Here is a 17,394-nt window from a genome sequence, read left to right as displayed (position 1 = left end):
ACATCTTTTTCAACTAGCTATAATAAAATGCTGCTTTATCCACATAAAAAATCCCCGCAGCATCTGCTTCAGTGGCTCTTAGTAAGAAATGCAGCTTTGCAAAACTAGCTTGGTTAGGCGTTTGCCCTTGATTTTCTAGCAACATATACTGCCCATTCGTTAGTACAGCATCGGTTATATTGCTCGAAACGTAGTTCCCGGAAAAATCATAGAAATCAATATACAATTGCAGCTTTGAGTTATGAAGCATTTCCACATTGACATGACCTGACACTTTAAAGGATAGATTCGGTTTAACTATGAAGGTTTGAGAAATGCTATAAAATTCATTTTTAGGAATCCAAGAGCCGGCTACCTTCTGCGACTTACTCCCTTGATAAATTAGAGTACGACTATTGTTTGCTAACAAGCTAAGCTTTTTAATCAAGTTCCCATTTAAATCATATTTATAAAAGGTGTTTAATCGTTTTTCATTTTTTGCTTGGGTCGAATAATTAAGCAAGCCTGAACTGGAATAAACATTCATTTGTCCATCAGGCTGGGACTGATTTTTAATTACCTGATTAACCTCAATCGAACTTACAGGCTTCACGAGCTTCCAATCCTGTGCAACATTTTCCCCGGATTTTTCCCGTTCAAAATTTGCATTTCGCAAGAGGTTGGATTCCTGACTAAATCTCATGTCGTCTACAAAAAATGTTCCTGCTCCATTGGAGCCTTGCGAACGAATAATGGCGTATACGCGAACAAACGCCGCATTTTGCGGAACCACTCCCATCGTTGAAACATGAATGTATTCACCGAAAGTTGTTGCGGGAATATCTACGATATCGGTAGACACATACGAATTAACACTCGAAAAATCCAAAAACAGCTGTACTTTAGCATGTTGAAGAGCATCGATTTTAAAACGACCACTTACTGAATAGGACTGGCCCGGTGTTACTTTGAGCAATTGATGAATTCCAATAAATTCATTATTAGGCAATTTTGACACCGTTATTTTCTGAGCTCGAAGTTGATCCGTTACTTCTTCGGGAGCTGTAACCAGCTCAAAGGAAGATTGAGCGCCCCAAGTGTAAGACCAACTGGAAGCATTCATTCCGGTATTCATATTTCCCGAGTCCAGTAATTCAAAACTTCCATTTTTCAATTGATTTTCCTCAGCTGCGTATTCAAAGCTAACATTGTCGATATAAATGACGCCTGCAGCGTTATTATCCAGCCCTCTGATTAGAACATGAAGGGTCATGGTTATTGCTTCTTCGGGCACCTCGCCAAAACCTGATAATGTCCAGTAAGCTCCAGATGTCTTTACATCCAAATCCATCGCTTTGCTACCTACATAACGGCTTCCATTCATAAATTCTGCAAAAAGCTGCACCTTAGCATTTGTCAATGATTCCACGGAAATTCTGCTGCTTATATTAAAGGACTGTTTGGGCGTTACCTTCATCTTTTGATAAACGCTCACGAACTCATTTTTTGGCAGCTGAGTTACAGCTATTTTTTGAACCTTTTTCCCATTTAATACGGGGTCTGTTACTAAAGAAAATTGTGAAGTGGCTGAAAACACGCTTGCCCATGCATCTGCTAATGAATTGCTCGCTCCTGACTGTTTAAAATCAGAATTTGCGACTAAATTCCCCTCGCTTGTGTAAGCGAGTTTAATAGCGTCTGCATAGATGGTACCTGCTCCATTGCTTCCCGTTGATCGAATTAGGGCATGTACACGCACAATAGAGGCTTTTTCAGGAATGATATCATGACCAGATAGCGTCACATAGCCACCTGTGTTCGTTTGAGACAAATCAAGAACAGTTGATGAAAGGTAGGATTCGCGATTATAAAAATCAGCTTGGAGTTGAACTTTTGCATTGGATAAAGCTTCTATATTAAACCTTCCGCTCAATACAAACGGAGTACCAGGGATAACCTCTAAAGCCTGATTGACAGAAACAAAATAACCTATTGCTAAATTGGATACTGTTATCTTTTGAGCTTGTCCTCCACTCGACACAGGATTACTGACTAAACTGAAATTAGCAGTGCCATAGCTCTCCCAGTTTTTTGCTATTCCATTTGTTCCTGTTACCTCAAAGTCTGAATTGACAAGCAAGTTCTCATTATTACGTGTTAATAAAGCTTCATTAACTTTACTTTGTTGATTAGCAAAAACTCCCGTAGGAATTGTTGTTAAAGTTAAAAGGATAAGCAATAAAAATATCGTTAATCGGATGTTAAATAAATTTCTGAACATATGAAACCTCCACCTGCAGTAATAGAATATCATTTCTACACCTTTCAAATTCTATAACATGGTATATTCTTCCCTCTCTAAAAGACCCAAAGATTAATATAACATGATTACATTATTTTATTCATCAGGAGATTTTGTCGAATATTGCTCTAATATGTCGAAAACTAAGTTTGATATAATTTTTTTTATTTTTCAAATGAATTTATAGTCGTTAACTTCATTAATTCGACAAATAGTAATAGCCCATGGCTGTATCAAGTGTATGTATTTTTTGAATATAAGCAAGCTATCAGATCATCGTTCTCGCTTTCTGAAATAGGGCTAGTTTTATTTTTTTATCATACTCAGATGCTGCAGGCTCTTTGTATTCCTTAGCCCATCGTCTGCTACAGCACCATGATTCAGTGCAAAATCTAATTCATGCAGGATTTCATTAAAAGTCGGCTCAACTATTACTGGCGGAACAAATTCTCTCAACCTATCCATTACATCCATTACATCCATTATAGTAGGTTTGGAACTTACACAAACTATTTCACAGAATCAAAAAAATGACCTTGGTTTTTTCCCAAGGTCAAAGTTCTTTATTTATATCCTAATATTTATTCTCCGGAGTTGTTCCTTTAAGAGCAGTTCTGCGGTTTTTTTCTGCTATTGCTAAGCCATTCAGCACCTTCACTAATCCATAAATCCTTAAATTTTTCAAATGTATTTCAACTATCTATCGATTGATTATCACTTTACCATTACACTACCATTTTCTATCCCCAAATTATTACCAGCAGCATCATACGTATAAACATGTGTAATATAGCTACCTTTTTCATTATTATGTTGATTAAATGGAATCCACACTTTCCATGTGCCTTGTTTTACCTTCTCCCCTTCACTCCATACTAAATCATCCTGTCCATTCAGATTAGTCCACGTTGGAAAACGGACTCTTGTTACCCGATCCCCTACACCATCCACATTTATCTCATAACCGCCTACTGCCAAATTTACTTCTTTTGGCATTCGCAAGCTAGTCGTATGTTTAACTGTTGTGCTGCTCATTTTCCAAAGTACATTATCTACGTAAATATTTGTTGTGTAGAGACCAATTCCGACATGCTGACCGAAAGGAATGGTCACCTTCCATACGCCAGCTTGAATTTTGGCACCCTCATGTGAAATAGCATTCTGATCCTGCGCTGACCATGTTGAGAACTTTACATTTGTTGCTGCGGCATCAATCCCATAAGCAATAATGTCATAAGAAGCATTGGAACTGCTCGTTTCATCCGGGGCTGCCACACCTTCCTTCACTTCAACTACACGATTTGCAATCCCCAATTTGTTACCAGCAGCATCATATGTATAAATATGTGTATTATAACTACCTTTTTCATAATTGTGTTCACTGAACGGAATCCAAACTTTCCATGTACCTTCAGCTACTTTTTCTCCTTCACTCCACACTAAATCGTCTTGCCCGTTTAAATTGGTCCATGTTGGGAAACTAACTCTCTTGGCCATCTCTCCTACGCCATCTACATACACCTCGTAACCGCCTGCTGCAAGACTGGCTTCAGCTGGAATTCGTATACTCGTCGTGTGCTTGACTGTAGTAGTACTTACTTTCCAGAATGTATTTCCAACGTAAATATGTGTTGTATATAGACCTATTCCAATATGCTGGCTAAAAGGAATAGTTGCTTTCCAAACACCATTTTGAATTTTTTCACCTTCATGCCACACCGCGCTCTGATCCTGTGTCGACCATGTAGGGAACCATACAGTTGTTGCTCCAGCATCTACGCCATAGGCAAAAATGTCATACGAAGCATTGGAACTACTCGTTTCTATGGGGGCTGCTACATCTTCTTTCACTTCAACTGTGAAATTGGAAATCCCCAATTTGTTACCAACAGTATCATAAGTATAAATATGAGTAACATAGATACCATTTTCATAATTGTGCTCGCTAAATGGGATCCAAACTTTCCATGTGCCTTGCGAAACCTTCACGCCCTCACTCCATACCAAATCATCTTGTCCATTTAGAATTGTCCACGTGGGGAATTGAACTTTGGTTACTCTATCGCCTACTCCGTCTACATATACCTCATAACCTTTTGCTGCCAGGTTAGGTTCAGTTGGAATTCGGATACTGGTCGTTTGCTTGACTGTTGTGCTGCTTGAATTCCAAAGTGTATTTCCTACATAAATATCTGTCGTATAAAGACCAATCCCAACATGCTCATTGAAAGGTATTGTAATTTTCCAGATACCGCCTGTCACTTTTTCCCCATCTCTCCAAACTGGAGCAGGATCTTGTGAAGTCGACGTTTTAAAACGAACATTTGTAGCATTGGAATCAATACCATTTACAATGATCTCATAGGACACATTAGAATAACTAGTTTCTTTAGGTGCCAATATAGAGGATACTTCTGCTTTACTTTTAGAAATCAGATTACCAGCAGCATCATAATTATAAGTGATTTTATATTGCTTATTACCATCCATTGTATATATAGCTATTAATCTGTTGGAATCATCGTACTCATAATAAGAAGAAGCCGCATAAATAGAATTTTGAGAAACAAATAAAATAGCAATAGATACGATCAAGCTTATAACAAATTTAAAATCTTTTTGTCTCTCTCTTTGATATACTACTTGGAATAAATTCAACATTTTAGCCCTCTCCTAGTAAAATAATAAAATTATCCATATACAATCGGCTCGTCTCATTCTGTAATACGTCTAGAAAAATAAAGTTCAGCTCATAAATGCCTCCTGCCTACTACTTAACTGACTATTATAGAAAATTAAATTTTTCATGCAGCTTATAATTTAACATAATATATATCTATCTAAAAGTTTGAAATAATACTTTAATCACTTTCAGATTTTATATTAAGTCCCCTAGATCTAACTATTCAAAAAAAAGCCCACTCCACAAATTCATGGACTGGGCAATTTCTACTATGTCATGTCTATCTACCAACTAGCCTACTCCTTCAACCCAAAAGCCTGCTCCAGCTCCGCAATCCTCGACTGCTCCATATGCACAATAGCTCCAATGTTTTTCGCTGATATGGTCGCTTTCGCGCTGTATTCGGCGACCTCCAGGCGGTCGAAGGCGTTCAGCAGGCTTTGCCCGGTGACGATGACGCAGTCATTTTTGGCAATGACGATGGGCGTGTTCTCTTGGAAAAGCTGCGCTGCCTCCTGCGGCTTCGTATACAAATCCCCATGAGGAAGCTTAGGAATATTCCGCAGCAAAATATAGCTTTCCGGAATCGTCCGCGAATCCAGCAGCTCCTCTGTCACCGCAAACGCCATAATATTAGGCGGATGCGCAATAATAACCGAGTTTACATGAGGCTGCGTCTCATAAATATGCTGATGAAACTGTACTGAGCGGCTTGGCACCTTGCCCGCCTCTTTCTTCCCGCCGTCGATGCGTACGAGATCCGCTGGCTCCACATATTTACGGTCCTGATCATACGGCGTAATAATGAAGGAATTTTCACCGACCCGATGGGAAAAGGTGCCCTGCGTGCTCGTAAACAGCCGCTGATCGTAAGAACGCTTAATGAGCTTGCACATCTCCCGGCGTGCTTCCTTCTCCTCACTGCTGTAAAAATCCGGTACAAACTCCTCCAGCAGCACCTCGCGCGTATCCGCGAGCTGTTCGCCCCGCAGCGTTACTGGCGTCCCAATCCGGTTCGCCTGTATTTCCATCCGGGCGCAATATTCCAGCGTCTCGAATCTTTGAAAAGCTTCAAATAAATCGCGGCCGCCTACCACGACGCCGTGATTTTCCAGCATAATCGTGTTCAGCCCTTCGCTGAATACGTCCGCTATATTTTCACCCAGCTCCGCGCTTCCCGGCAAGCCGTATTTCGCCATGCCTACCTCGCCACAGATCAAATAATCATTCGGCAGCAGGCGGACATTAGGCACTTTACGCACCATGCTGAAGGCCACCAGCGCTGGAGGATGCGCATGAACAACCGCCCGAATTTCCGGCCTTCTGCGATAAATCATTTGATGAAACGGGTATTCGCTCGATGGCCGATGATTGCCCGCAATCGTACCGTCCGCCTTCACACAAACGATGTCCTGCCGCGTCAGCTCTCCCTTGTCGATGCCCGCAGGCGTAATCCAAAGATCACCGTTATCGTCCAAAATCGATAAATTGCCGCCTGAAGTCGTCGTCATGCCATAACCGTAAATGCGCTCCATCATCATGACCAGTTGATCGGAAGGATGTAATAAGGTAAATTCCATTTGCGTGTCCCCCTTTTTCGCGTTCAATATCTTTGTTTATATTGTATTACTTTTGTTTGTTTTTGAAAGTGATTTTTCTTACATTTCTTTTAACCTTTTCACTCAAAAATAAAGCAGAGTCCCGCGGCGAATCCTCTTGCCTTACACGTCAAGCGTAGACGGCTGTCGCCATCCTCTGGCGGAAAAACCTCCGTTTCGAGGGTGAAAGATAGCGAAAGAATCGAAAAATCATATACTCTTCTATCTTTCAAAAAAAAGAATGCCTCAGGCCTATAAATAGCCCCGAAGCATTCCTACTTTTCAATCTATATACAAATCTAAATATTTCTTTGTCCCATATCCAGCACCCTCGCCAATTTCAAACTACAGCTTGCGCTCTCGCCTGCGGGCAACGCCCGAAGCATAAGCTGCTTCAATGACTGCCTCTTTGACGCGATCCGCCACATGCGGATTAAATATGCTCGGAATGATGTAATATTCATTCAGCTCATCCTCGGTAACCACCGCAGCAATCGCCTCTGCGGCAGCGAGCTTCATCTCCTCTGTCACCCGCGACGCCCGGCAGTCCAATACGCCACGGAACAATCCGGGAAAGCATAATACATTATTGATCTGATTTGGGTAATCCGACCGGCCCGTCGCAATGACGCGCACAAGGCCTTCCGCTTCCTCTGGCGTTATTTCCGGCGTTGGATTCGCCATCGCGAACACAATGGCATCCTTCGCCATTTTGCGAACATCCTCCGCCTTCAGCACGCCCGGCCCGGATACGCCGATAAAAATATCTGCACCCGCAATGACTTCGCTCAGCTTGCCCTGCTCCCGGCTTGGATTCGTATGCTCCGCATACCATCTCCATGCTTCATGCTCGTAGCTGCTGCCAGCGACAAGTGCGCCATCACGGTCAACCCCGATGATGTTCCGCACACCTGCCGCGAGCAAAATTTTTGTGCAGGCAATTCCTGCTGCGCCAACGCCGCATAGCACGATCTTGCAGTCCGCAAGCTGCTTGCCTGCCAGCTTGACCGCATTAATAAGGCCTGCAAGCAGCACCACCGCTGTGCCATGCTGATCATCGTGGAACACCGGGATGTCCAGTTCCTCAATAAGACGCCTTTCAATTTCAAAGCAGCGCGGCGACGAAATATCCTCAAGATTAATACCGCCGAATGTAGGGGCAATGCGCTTAATCGTCGCAATAATCTCTTCCGTATCCTGTGTATCGAGGCAGATCGGAAAAGCATCCACTCCTGCGAGCTGCTTGAACAGCATCGCCTTGCCCTCCATGACCGGCATCGCCGCGAGCGGCCCGATATTGCCGAGCCCTAATACGGCGGTTCCGTCCGATACGACGGCTATCGTATTTCTTTTTATCGTGAGCGAGTGGGCCCGCTTCGGGCTTTCATGTATCGCCATGCAAATATTGGCGACGCCCGGCGTATATACCCGTGACAGATCATCGCGCGTTTTAATCGTCATTTTTGGCGTGACTTCGATTTTGCCTCCCAGATGCATAAGGAAGGTCTGGTCCGATACTTGAAGCACCTTTACGCCTGGCGATTTATTTAATACGCTTACAATTAGCTCTTTGCGCTGCGTATCCGTTATATTGACCGTCACATCGCGAATCGTTGATGTTTTGCTTGTACCGCTGACGTCAACTGCTACAATGTCGCCGCCCGCTTCGCCAATTGCCGTAGCAATCCGCCCGAAGGTTGACGTTTCCTTGTCCATTTCCAAACGCAATACGATATTCGTGCTTCCCGTTGCCGGCACTGCCACCCTGACCACACTCCCATCAAACGCTTGAGCGCTTGCTATTTGCCTTCATGTTAACGGTTACATGAAAACGTGGGAAGCTTTTGGCCATATTGTTGATTTTGGTCATTTTGGTTTTTGCTGCAATACGTAGCGATTGATCGGGCGTCCTACTCCGCCATAGTTGATTTCCAGCTTCACATAACCGCTCTTCTCCAAAAAATCCAAGTAGCGCCTTGCCGTTACTCTAGCAATGCCGATGCCCTCGGCTGCTTCCTCCGCCGAAACCCCGCCCTCCAAGCGATGCATGGCCTCGACGATTTGCCGCAATGTGGCCGCATTTAGCCCCTTAGGCAGGCTGCTTTGCTGCTCATCCAGCCCAGCAAATGAGGCTTGTTCTGCCGGCCCAGTTTCCTGCTCCCCATAACCCGGCTTCTGTCCTTGCGCCCAGGTTTCCCCACCAAGCAGCATGCGATCCAGATCATCTTGGCTCACAGCCTTTTCTGCTGACAACAAGCTTTCATGGCGATCGCGATAACGCTCTAGTGTTTGGCGAATCCGTTCCAGCTTGAACGGCTTAATTATATAATCCATCGCGCCTCCGCGCAGCATTTCGCGAATCGTCTCCGGATCTTTCGCCGCCGTTACCACAATAACATCAACGGGCATTGCCGCTGAGCGCAGCTCCCGCAGCGCAGCCCTTCCGTCCAGCGCTGGCATAAAAACATCAAGAAACACCAGATCCGGCGCAAGCTCACGAATGAGACGCAAGCCTTCTGCTCCGTTCCCCGCAATGCCAACGACCTGAAAGCCGTCTACTTGCTCAACAAACTGGCGGTTAACCTCCTGCACCATAGGATCATCTTCGATTAGCACCACTTTAAAAAAACGTCCGTCCTGCACCTTGTCCTTGTTCTCCGCCTTCACGTTCACCCGCCAGCTCCTCCCATCGGAAATGTTAGCTCTATAACCGTGCCGCTTCCTAGCTCCGACTGAATGCGCAGCTCTCCATCGCCCTTATGGACGATGCTGCCTACCAAATACAGTCCAATGCCGCGATTATCGCTGCCTTTCGTCGTAAAGCCCCGCTCCAGCACACGCGACTGCACCTCTTCTGTCATGCCGCAGCCATTGTCTTCAACTAGAATGGACAGCAGCTCTTCATCCTGCTCCATACTAACATAAATTTCCTTATTTGTTCGATCCGCTTTTGCCAGCGCGTCAAAAGCATTTTCAATCAAATTGCCGATAAGCAGCACCATATCATGCTGATCCAGCATAATGGGAAACTGCTTTACCTCCATATGAGGATCAAGCTTGACCTGAATGCCCAGCTCCTTGCCCCGGCTGATTTTGCCAAGCAGCAGGCCTGCCAGGCTGTCATCCGCAATATGCTGATGCAGAAACTGCGTCAGCTCCTCCTGCTCACCGGAAATGTCGTATACATACTGCAGTGCCTGTTCCTTTTTATCCAGTTGAAGCAGTCCCGCAATCGTATGCAGCTTGTTGCTATGCTCATGATTTTGCACCCGCAGCGCATCGACGAACTCCTGCACACCCGTCAATTCCTCTGCCATACGGGCCACCTCGGTCCGATCTTGAAAAATCGCGATGGCCCCGATTATTTTTCCTTGCTCACGAATCGGAATGCGATTGCTCCATATGAGCGCATTGCCCACTCGCAGCTCCTGATTGAACACGGGACGCTCCAGCTCCATAATTTCCGGCAGCCGCGTATCCGGCAGCACTTCACGGATTGACAAGCCCACTACGTCACGGGATACGCTGAAAATCTGCCTCGCCCGCTCATTAAAAATCGTAATCCGCTCAAGGCGGTCAATCGCAATGACCCCTTCATGCATCGCCTGAAAAGCTGCCGAGCGCTCCCCATACATGCGGGCAATTTCATGCGGCTCCAAATTGTACATTTGCCGCTTAATGTGGCGGGCAAGCAGCGCAGACCCGAAAATCCCAAACAATAAAGCGATCAGCAGCGTAAGCGCAATCGAGCTTTGCTGCTCCTCAATCAGCTTCGCCAGCCCTGGCAGCAGCCCGCCGGCCACGACGACGCCTACCTGCTCATGCGCCTCATTCATGACCGGGACATAAGCGCGCAGCGCAACACCCGCCTCCCCTTTCACCTTGGACATATACGTGTGCTCGGCAAACGCCGCGTCCGCATCCGCCGATTCAAACTTGCCGCCGATCCTCGCCGCCAATGGATGCGATAGCCGCGTCCGATTCATGTCCAGTACGACGACATACGCCACATTGTTGATGATGCGGATATTGTCTGCAACGGGCGCAATCCAGCTTGCGCTATCCGGTTCATTGATTTGATTTTTAATGCTCGGCAGCTCGGCAACAGTGCGGGCCGTAATCAACAGCCGCTGCTTAAGCTCGTCCTCCTTCATCCGGGTGACGCTGCCAATCACAACAATGCCACCAATAAGCAGCGAGAGGAGAACGAGTCCAAACGATAGCAAAATCATTTTCCAATAAATTCGCAGGCGGCTAAGCATCGCTTCTCCTCCGTATTTTACGTTTTTTCTCTATTGTGAAATAATGAGGGTAAAATAGCAACTGCGGCAAACGCTGCTAAATTGGCCACAGGGAGGTAGTTCAAATATGAAAACCGCAATCGGCATGATCAGCTTTATTGCTGTTGGTTTGCTGGCGGCCATTTTGTTCGGCTTTCGTCCCGAGGCGACTCGTTCCCTGCCCTATGATGAAGAACAGACAGGACTAAAAGAGCGGATCGTCATTAAATTCAGCCATGTGGTCGCGGAAAATACACCGAAAGGGCTGGCGGCAAGCCATTTCGCCAAGCTCGTCAAAGAAAAGACCAATGACGCCGTTGAAATTCAAGTATTTCCAAACGGCATGCTGTATACCGAGGATACGGAGGTCGCGGCACTCAAACGTGGTGATATCCAAATGATTGCGCCAGCCTACTCCAATCTCAGCGTCATTGACCCCGCTTGGCTCATTATGGACCTGCCGTTTGCTTTCGCTGATCAGCGGGCCGTCGATTCGGCGCTTGATGGCACATTAGGCGAGCTTTTATTTGCCTCAATGGAGCGGCATCATATAAAGGGTGCTGCCTTCTGGAGCAACGGCTTTAAGCAAATGACCGACAGCGTCCGTCCACTGCGGGTTCCCGCGGATTTTAAAGGGCTGAATTTTCGCATATTGCCAAGCGACGTGCTGGTCAGCCAGTTTCAGGCACTAGGAGCCACTACAAGCAAAATTCCCTTCAACGAAGTATTTGCAAGCTTAAAAAAAGGCACTGTAGATGGACAGGAAAATACGATTTCCAACATTTTTACGAAGCAGCTTTACCAGACACAGCATTATATGACGATTAGCAATCATGGCTATCTCGGCTATGGCGTCATGTTTAACGAAAGCTTCTGGGACGGGCTCCCCCCGGGCATTCAGGCCGAGCTGCAAAGCGCGCTTGCAGAAACAACCGAGTGGATGAAGCAAAATACAGCAGCCATGCAGGAGCAGCAGCTTCGCCAGCTCAAGCCATTGAAGGATATTGACATTCATACGCTAACCCCGCAGGAGCGTGAGCAATGGGTACAGGCTTTTCTGCCGATTTATGACCAATACCGCGAGATTATCGGGGAACCGCTGATGAATGAAATCGCGCGACCAAAATAACCAAAACGAACAATATGACCGTATGCTTGTGACAGGGGCTCACCTTCTTTTACAATGAGGACGCAAACGAAAGTAAAGCGTTTTCATTTTGATAAAAGAAAGTGGGGACCTCCTCATGAAGCTGAAATTCAACCTGAAAAACCTAACCGTCCAAGTCGTGTGTGCTATCGTTGTTGGTATTTTATTCGGCCATTTCTTCCCGGAGTTTGGCGAGAAAATGAAAGTGCTTGCCGATGGATTTATTAAGCTGATCAAAATGGTTATTGCGCCCATCGTCTTTTTCACCGTCGTAAACGGCATTGCCAATATGGGCGATATGAAAAAAGTCGGCCGCATCGGCGGCAAAGCGCTGCTCTATTTTGAAATTGTGACGACGCTAGCGCTTGCGATCGGTCTCCTCGTCGTCAATATCGTGAAGCCGGGCGCAGGCATTGATGCCAGCAAGGCGAGCGGCGACATTACGAAGTACACCGACGCAGCTGCCCAGTCCAGCCATAGCATGGTGGATTTTATTCTCGGCATTATTCCGGATAACGTCATTTCGGCCATGGCTGGCGGCGACTTGCTGCCGATTCTTCTATTCGCGATTTTGTTCGGCTTGTCGCTCACGGCAATGGGCGAGTCTGCAAAACCCGTAATCCAGCTGTTTGACAAGCTGTCGCATGGCTTTTTCGGCATCGTCAATATGATTATGAAGCTTTCGCCGCTTGCTGCTTTCGGCGCTATGTCATACACAATCGGCAAGTTCGGCATTGGCTCGCTGACCTCGCTGGGCAAGCTGATGGGGTCCGTCTATATGACGATGGCGCTGTTCATCATCATAGTGCTTGGCTCGATTGCCCGTTTTTATGGCTTTAGCATTTTCAGCTTTATCCGTTATATCAAGGATGAAATTTTTCTCGTGCTTGGCACTTCGTCCTCCGAATCGGCGCTGCCGCGCATGATGGATAAGCTTGAAAAATACGGCTGCTCCAAGCCCGTCGTTGGGCTCGTCGTTCCAACCGGGTACTCGTTCAACCTTGACGGTACGGCAATTTATTTGTCCATGGCCGCGATGTTCGTCGCTCAGGCCTCAGGCGTTGAGATGTCGCTTTGGCAGCAAATTACGCTGCTCGGCATACTGATGCTGACATCCAAGGGAGCCGCAGGCGTTACGGGCTCCGGTTTTATTACGCTCGCGGCGACGCTTGCCGCTTTCCCGAGCATTCCTGTTGCTGGCATGGCGCTGCTGCTCGGCGTTGACCGCTTCATGTCCGAGGCCCGCGCCATCACGAACCTGATCGGCAATGGCGTCGCAACCGTCGTCGTCGCCAAGATGGAAAATGAATTTCATCCAGATGGCGCGCCGGAAGCAGCTGTAACCGCGAAAGCCGAGCCTACTTCTGCTGCTGCAAGCACGGGTCTCGCTGGTAAGCTGGTTAAGCCTGCTGCGGAGCAGTCATAAGCTCGGCTTCAACTAACTTGCTCACTAAAGCATACAAAAGCGCAGCGTCCTGCCAATACAGGACCACTGCGCTTTTGTCGGTTATAAGATGACTATTAGATTTTGAAACTTATTGAATCATCCATCCCTTCCCCATCTAATTTCTGAAGGAAATGATAGAAAGCAGTATACTTGCCGTTTAAATATACATTCAAGGTTGTTTGAACAAATTCAATCGGTTCATTAAAACGATAATGAATCACATATGCTATCTTCTCTCTTTCTAACTGGATTGATGATAGATCGAATGTTCTAAAAGCAGCAAAAAATTCTTCTGGCTCATCCGCTAGCCAACTATTTGCATATAACCAAAAACCTTCAACAGCTTTCTCAAATGGGTCCTCTTTTAATAGAAATTGTTTCAAATTAAATCCGTCTATTTCCCTTCACCGCTCCTCACTCCACTCACTTTTTTTGCCGGACAGATGTTCCGCTATTCACGCTTTCAACCCGAATTCAGGCCGTAAGCGGGCCCATCCGCCATTTTTCAACCGCCCTACATAGAATTATTCCATCCAACCGTGGTATAGTGATAGCAGCAGTGAACAAGCAGGGGGTATTTAAGCATGTCTAGGAAGCATAATGAAGGCGGCAAGCCGCGTAAAGCCGCGCAGGCCAAGCAATTCACGGTCAATGAACCGTCCGAGCTGCTGGCTTTTTTATTGATCCACTTGGCCAGCATGGGACGCAATTCGGTAAAATCAGTTTTGGCGCGCGGGCAAGTATCGGTCGATAAGCGCGTACAAACGAAATATAATTTTCCGCTCGAAGTCGGGCAGACGGTTAGCATAAATACAGAAAAAGCGGTAGAAGCGCCGCCACTGATGGGTCTCACTATTTTGCATGAGGACGACGCCATTATCGTCGTACAGAAGGACGCGGGACTGCTGTCCATCGCTTCCTCCAAGGACGAGCAGGAGGTTACCGCTTACCGCCAGCTAACGGCGCATGTTCGAACCTTTGATCCGAAAAATCGGATTTTCGTCGTGCATCGCTTGGACCGTGACACCTCGGGTGTCATGATGTTTGCCAAAACCGAGAAGGTGCAGCAATCGCTCCAAAACAACTGGCAGGAAGCCGTCAAGGAACGCTCCTATGTAGCGCTTGTCGAAGGCAAAGTACGCAAGCCCGAAGGCACGATCCAATCGTGGCTCAAGGAAAGCAGCACGCTGAAAATGTATTCCAGCTCCCATCCGAATGACGGACAGCATGCCGTAACCCACTATAAGATGATTCAGGCCAACGACAGCTTCTCCTTATTGGAAGTGCATTTGGAGACTGGCCGCAAAAATCAGATCCGCGTCCATATGGAGGACATCGGCCATCCGATTACCGGGGATAAAAAATATGGAGCAAGGCTCAAGCCTATCGGCAGACTCGGCCTCCATGCGCGCGTGCTTGCTTTCGAGCATCCGCACACCGGCAAGCTGCTCCGTTTTGATACGGGCATTCCCAAGCTGTTTCTTAATCCGTTTAAAAATGCAGCTCCAGCCCCGCAAGCTGGGCAAGCACCGAGAAAACAGCGCTAAAGCTGCATAAGCAGCTTTGCGCCTGCTATAAGAAGGGAAGGGAGCATCGGCTTATGCTCCCTTCCCTTTTTCATGATGCAATGACCAAGCAAAATATAAATATCGGCTGAATAATGGCATGCCTATGACTATTTGAGCCTTAAAGATTTTTCTTTAAATAAAACTTAGTATGGCCTTCGTTAGGGCAATCCTTCATTTCACCAAAAATTTCGTATCCTTGTTTTTGATAAAAATGCGGAGCTTGCCAACTCATTGTAGTTAACTCGCTAACCTTGCAGCCGCGTTGCCGTGCCAGGGCTTCAATTTCATTCAGAAGGGCTCCACCCAATCCATTTCCCCTGTAAGAGGGATCGACCGCCAAAAGGTGTACATTCAAGATATTCCAAACCATATCGCCGGTAACGCCGCCAATATATGTATCATTTTCATAAGCAGCGAGGGAGATAACTTCGCGTTTATAGGGAGGAATATTCATGTTAGCGGCTTCGCTGTGCAATTCCAGCAATCTCGATATTTCTTTTTGATTATTCTCATAGCTTATTTCTGAAATTTTCAACTAACTCACTCCTTACGCTTATTAACTACTCCATTTTACTTGGCGTATCCATCGCTGACAATTCCAATGCTGCGTGAAAGCCCGCGAAACGGGATAGGCTAACTCAAAAAAAGGCAGCCTGGGACTTAGCTTTCTCGTCCAAGGCTGCCTCTTTTTTTGTTTGAGGGATTAGCCTATTGCTTAATCCCCATCATAATGATCATCGTCATCGTAGTCATCATCATCGTGGTAATCTTTATCCACGGACAGCACTTTTCCCGTTGCTGCATCGACTTCTACTTCAGCTTTGCCGCCAGTGATGCGCAAATCGACCTCGTAAATGATTTTGCCATCTTCACGATCGCGTTCTACCTTGACTACCGTTCCTCCAACTTTAGCAACCGCAATGGCTCCGGCTTGCTCAGCCGTCTTTAAAGCTGCCGTTCCCGTACTTGTTGACGGGCTCGCTGCTGGCTGATTCACCGTCCCTGCGTTCGACGCTGTTCCTGCTCCAGCTGTCGCTTGAGCTGCACGGCGGTCGTCGTCATCATCGTCGCTGTCATAAATGCCTAACAGCTTGCCGCTGTAAGCATCAATATGCACATCGACTTCATTCTGATAGGCTCCGCGCTCGACTTCCACCTCATAAAAAATACCCGTTTGATTCCGCTCCAGGTCTACCCCGTCAATACGGCCTTCTACATGCTTCAAGGCGATTTTTTTCGCTTCGGCTTTGCCGATTAAGGTTTTCGTATTTGAAGCAGCTGTGGCTGCACCGCCCATTGCGCCGAGCGCCAAAGTTACCGATACAACGCCTATCCAGATTTTTTTATTCATCATCATGTTCCTCCCATTTTCAAATGCCTCTCGCTTGTCTCACCTTTACTTTACCTGCGGCAAATGAGATGACCATGACAGCAACATTAGAATTTGATGATAAAAAGCTGAGCTGGCGCTCATTTAAACTTAATCGTCTTCTCGATCGTCGTCGTCCTCATCCCATGTGATCGACATAATGGCTCCCGTTACAGCATGCACCTGTACCGTTGCCTCGCGGTCGTCTGGCGTATCGATTTCGACTAAATAATACCGGCTGCGGTCGGAGCTTTTCAGCTCGATGTCCTCCACCTTGCCTTTAATTTGCTTGAGCGCAATCGCTTCCGCTTCATCTGGAGATATGCCCTGCTTGGCAGGTGACGCCGCTGGCGTTTTTCCTCCGTTGCCGTTTCCGTCACTCGGCTTCAGACTTGGTTTTGGGCTTGAATTCGTTGCTGGACTTGAGCTTTGCCCTGGGCTTGGATTTGGTCCCGGACTTAAACTTGGCTCTGGGCTGGGATTTGGCGCTGGACTTGTGCTTGGCTCCTGGCTCGGCGTTGCCACTGGGCTCTGGCCCGGCGTCGGCTCTGCCGCTTGCTCCGAAGCTGAGGGATCAGTTGGCTGATTGGATGAGGAAACGGGAGGTGTTTCCCCGGCAGCAGGCAGCCCGCCATCTATTAGCTTTATTGAAACGATGCCTCCGCCTTTCGCATCGACAGCGACATCATATATGCCTTTATCAGCCTGCAGCTTAACTTCATAGACGTTATCGCCCAGCTTAGCGCTAACGATTTTCCCAACATATTGCTGAAGAACCTGCTCGCTCGCTTGCTCCTCCGTAATGGAAGGCCGCGCGTCAGCAGCGGATTGCCACCATAATCCTCCGGCAATACAGATAATGACCATACAAGCTATCGTTATGCCAAGCATCAGTTTCTTTCGCTGTTGTCCCATCGTTACACCCCATCTAGATCAGAAACATGCCTTTCAAGCTCATAGCTCGAAAGGCATGCTGTATTACAACCTATTATATAACCTGTGGATTAGAATTTGGTGAGAA

The 17,394-nt window shown here is 46.7% G+C and carries 13 protein-coding genes; 3 read left to right on the top strand and 10 right to left on the bottom strand.

All coding sequences use genetic code 11. From position 1 onward, the window contains the following. Window positions 1-13: 13 nt before the first annotated feature. The 6 genes from BBD42_RS17490 to BBD42_RS17465 form a co-directional block, all read right to left on the bottom strand. Window positions 14-2,260, bottom strand: a complete 2,247-nt coding sequence (locus BBD42_RS17490; RefSeq protein ID WP_099519201.1) for a carbohydrate binding domain-containing protein — start codon at window positions 2,258-2,260, stop codon at window positions 14-16. A gap of 735 nt (window positions 2,261-2,995) precedes the next feature. Beyond that, window positions 2,996-4,942 (bottom strand): GBS Bsp-like repeat-containing protein, encoded by a 1,947-nt coding sequence (locus BBD42_RS17485; protein ID WP_099519200.1) that lies wholly within the window; start codon window positions 4,940-4,942, stop codon window positions 2,996-2,998. A 318-nt stretch (window positions 4,943-5,260) separates the two neighbouring features. Further along, the gene (locus BBD42_RS17480) at window positions 5,261-6,544 is read right to left on the bottom strand and encodes a class II aldolase/adducin family protein (protein ID WP_099519199.1); all 1,284 of its coding nucleotides are present in this window, start codon (window positions 6,542-6,544) and stop codon (window positions 5,261-5,263) included. A 363-nt stretch (window positions 6,545-6,907) separates the two neighbouring features. After that, window positions 6,908-8,326 (bottom strand): NAD-dependent malic enzyme, encoded by a 1,419-nt coding sequence (locus BBD42_RS17475; RefSeq protein WP_172455533.1) that lies wholly within the window; start codon window positions 8,324-8,326, stop codon window positions 6,908-6,910. A gap of 102 nt (window positions 8,327-8,428) precedes the next feature. After that, complete coding sequence (locus BBD42_RS17470) at window positions 8,429-9,157, bottom strand: response regulator (RefSeq protein ID WP_099521659.1); 729 nt, start codon at window positions 9,155-9,157, stop codon at window positions 8,429-8,431. 74 nt (window positions 9,158-9,231) lie between these two features. Continuing rightward, window positions 9,232-10,824, bottom strand: coding sequence for an ATP-binding protein (locus BBD42_RS17465; RefSeq protein ID WP_099519198.1), 1,593 nt, complete (start codon window positions 10,822-10,824; stop codon window positions 9,232-9,234). A gap of 106 nt (window positions 10,825-10,930) precedes the next feature. Between BBD42_RS17465 and BBD42_RS17460 the strand changes: the two genes are divergently transcribed. Further along, window positions 10,931-11,971 carry a DctP family TRAP transporter solute-binding subunit gene (locus BBD42_RS17460; protein WP_099519197.1) on the top strand — a complete coding sequence of 347 codons (1,041 nt, stop codon included), beginning with the start codon at window positions 10,931-10,933 and terminating at the stop codon, window positions 11,969-11,971. A 115-nt stretch (window positions 11,972-12,086) separates the two neighbouring features. Further along, window positions 12,087-13,415 (top strand): dicarboxylate/amino acid:cation symporter, encoded by a 1,329-nt coding sequence (locus tag BBD42_RS17455; protein ID WP_216364843.1) that lies wholly within the window; start codon window positions 12,087-12,089, stop codon window positions 13,413-13,415. 95 nt (window positions 13,416-13,510) lie between these two features. Here the strand turns inward: BBD42_RS17455 and BBD42_RS17450 are convergent, their stop codons facing one another. Continuing rightward, window positions 13,511-13,819 (bottom strand): hypothetical protein, encoded by a 309-nt coding sequence (locus BBD42_RS17450; protein ID WP_099519196.1) that lies wholly within the window; start codon window positions 13,817-13,819, stop codon window positions 13,511-13,513. Window positions 13,820-14,020: 201 nt separating this feature from the next. Here BBD42_RS17450 and BBD42_RS17445 point away from each other — a divergent pair, with 201 nt between their 5' ends. Beyond that, window positions 14,021-14,983: an RluA family pseudouridine synthase gene (locus BBD42_RS17445; RefSeq protein ID WP_099519195.1), complete on the top strand. Its 963-nt coding sequence runs from the start codon at window positions 14,021-14,023 to the stop codon at window positions 14,981-14,983. 139 nt (window positions 14,984-15,122) lie between these two features. Here the strand turns inward: BBD42_RS17445 and BBD42_RS17440 are convergent, their stop codons facing one another. The 3 genes from BBD42_RS17440 to BBD42_RS17430 all read right to left on the bottom strand — a co-directional run bounded on the left by BBD42_RS17440 (window position 15,123) and on the right by BBD42_RS17430 (window position 17,288). Further along, a complete protein-coding gene (locus tag BBD42_RS17440) occupies window positions 15,123-15,539 on the bottom strand; it encodes a GNAT family N-acetyltransferase (protein ID WP_099519194.1) in 417 nt (138 codons plus the stop codon). Between the two features lie 180 nt (window positions 15,540-15,719). Next, window positions 15,720-16,361 (bottom strand): PepSY domain-containing protein, encoded by a 642-nt coding sequence (locus tag BBD42_RS17435; protein ID WP_099519193.1) that lies wholly within the window; start codon window positions 16,359-16,361, stop codon window positions 15,720-15,722. Between the two features lie 123 nt (window positions 16,362-16,484). Next, on the bottom strand, window positions 16,485-17,288 hold the full coding sequence (locus BBD42_RS17430; protein WP_099519192.1) for a PepSY domain-containing protein: 804 nt from the start codon (window positions 17,286-17,288) through the stop codon (window positions 16,485-16,487). Between the last annotated feature and the right edge of the window lie 106 nt (window positions 17,289-17,394).

The sequence above is a fragment of the Paenibacillus sp. BIHB 4019 genome (genome assembly GCF_002741035.1).
Lineage (GTDB): Bacteria > Bacillota > Bacilli > Paenibacillales > Paenibacillaceae > Pristimantibacillus.
This window is presented reverse-complemented; position numbering and strand designations above follow the sequence as displayed.

What these genes read in the sequence shown, in the direction of transcription:
- BBD42_RS17490 (WP_099519201.1), bottom strand. Translation starts at nt 2,260, where the DNA reads ATGTTCAGAAATTTATTTAACATCCGATTAACGATATTTTTATTGCTT.
- BBD42_RS17485 (WP_099519200.1), bottom strand. Translation starts at nt 4,942, where the DNA reads ATGTTGAATTTATTCCAAGTAGTATATCAAAGAGAGAGACAAAAAGAT.
- BBD42_RS17480 (WP_099519199.1), bottom strand. Translation starts at nt 6,544, where the DNA reads ATGGAATTTACCTTATTACATCCTTCCGATCAACTGGTCATGATGATG.
- BBD42_RS17470 (WP_099521659.1), bottom strand. Translation starts at nt 9,157, where the DNA reads ATGGTGCAGGAGGTTAACCGCCAGTTTGTTGAGCAAGTAGACGGCTTT.
- BBD42_RS17465 (WP_099519198.1), bottom strand. Translation starts at nt 10,824, where the DNA reads ATGCTTAGCCGCCTGCGAATTTATTGGAAAATGATTTTGCTATCGTTT.
- BBD42_RS17460 (WP_099519197.1), top strand. Translation starts at nt 10,931, where the DNA reads ATGAAAACCGCAATCGGCATGATCAGCTTTATTGCTGTTGGTTTGCTG.
- BBD42_RS17455 (WP_216364843.1), top strand. Translation starts at nt 12,087, where the DNA reads ATGAAGCTGAAATTCAACCTGAAAAACCTAACCGTCCAAGTCGTGTGT.
- BBD42_RS17445 (WP_099519195.1), top strand. Translation starts at nt 14,021, where the DNA reads ATGTCTAGGAAGCATAATGAAGGCGGCAAGCCGCGTAAAGCCGCGCAG.
- BBD42_RS17435 (WP_099519193.1), bottom strand. Translation starts at nt 16,361, where the DNA reads ATGATGATGAATAAAAAAATCTGGATAGGCGTTGTATCGGTAACTTTG.
- BBD42_RS17430 (WP_099519192.1), bottom strand. Translation starts at nt 17,288, where the DNA reads ATGGGACAACAGCGAAAGAAACTGATGCTTGGCATAACGATAGCTTGT.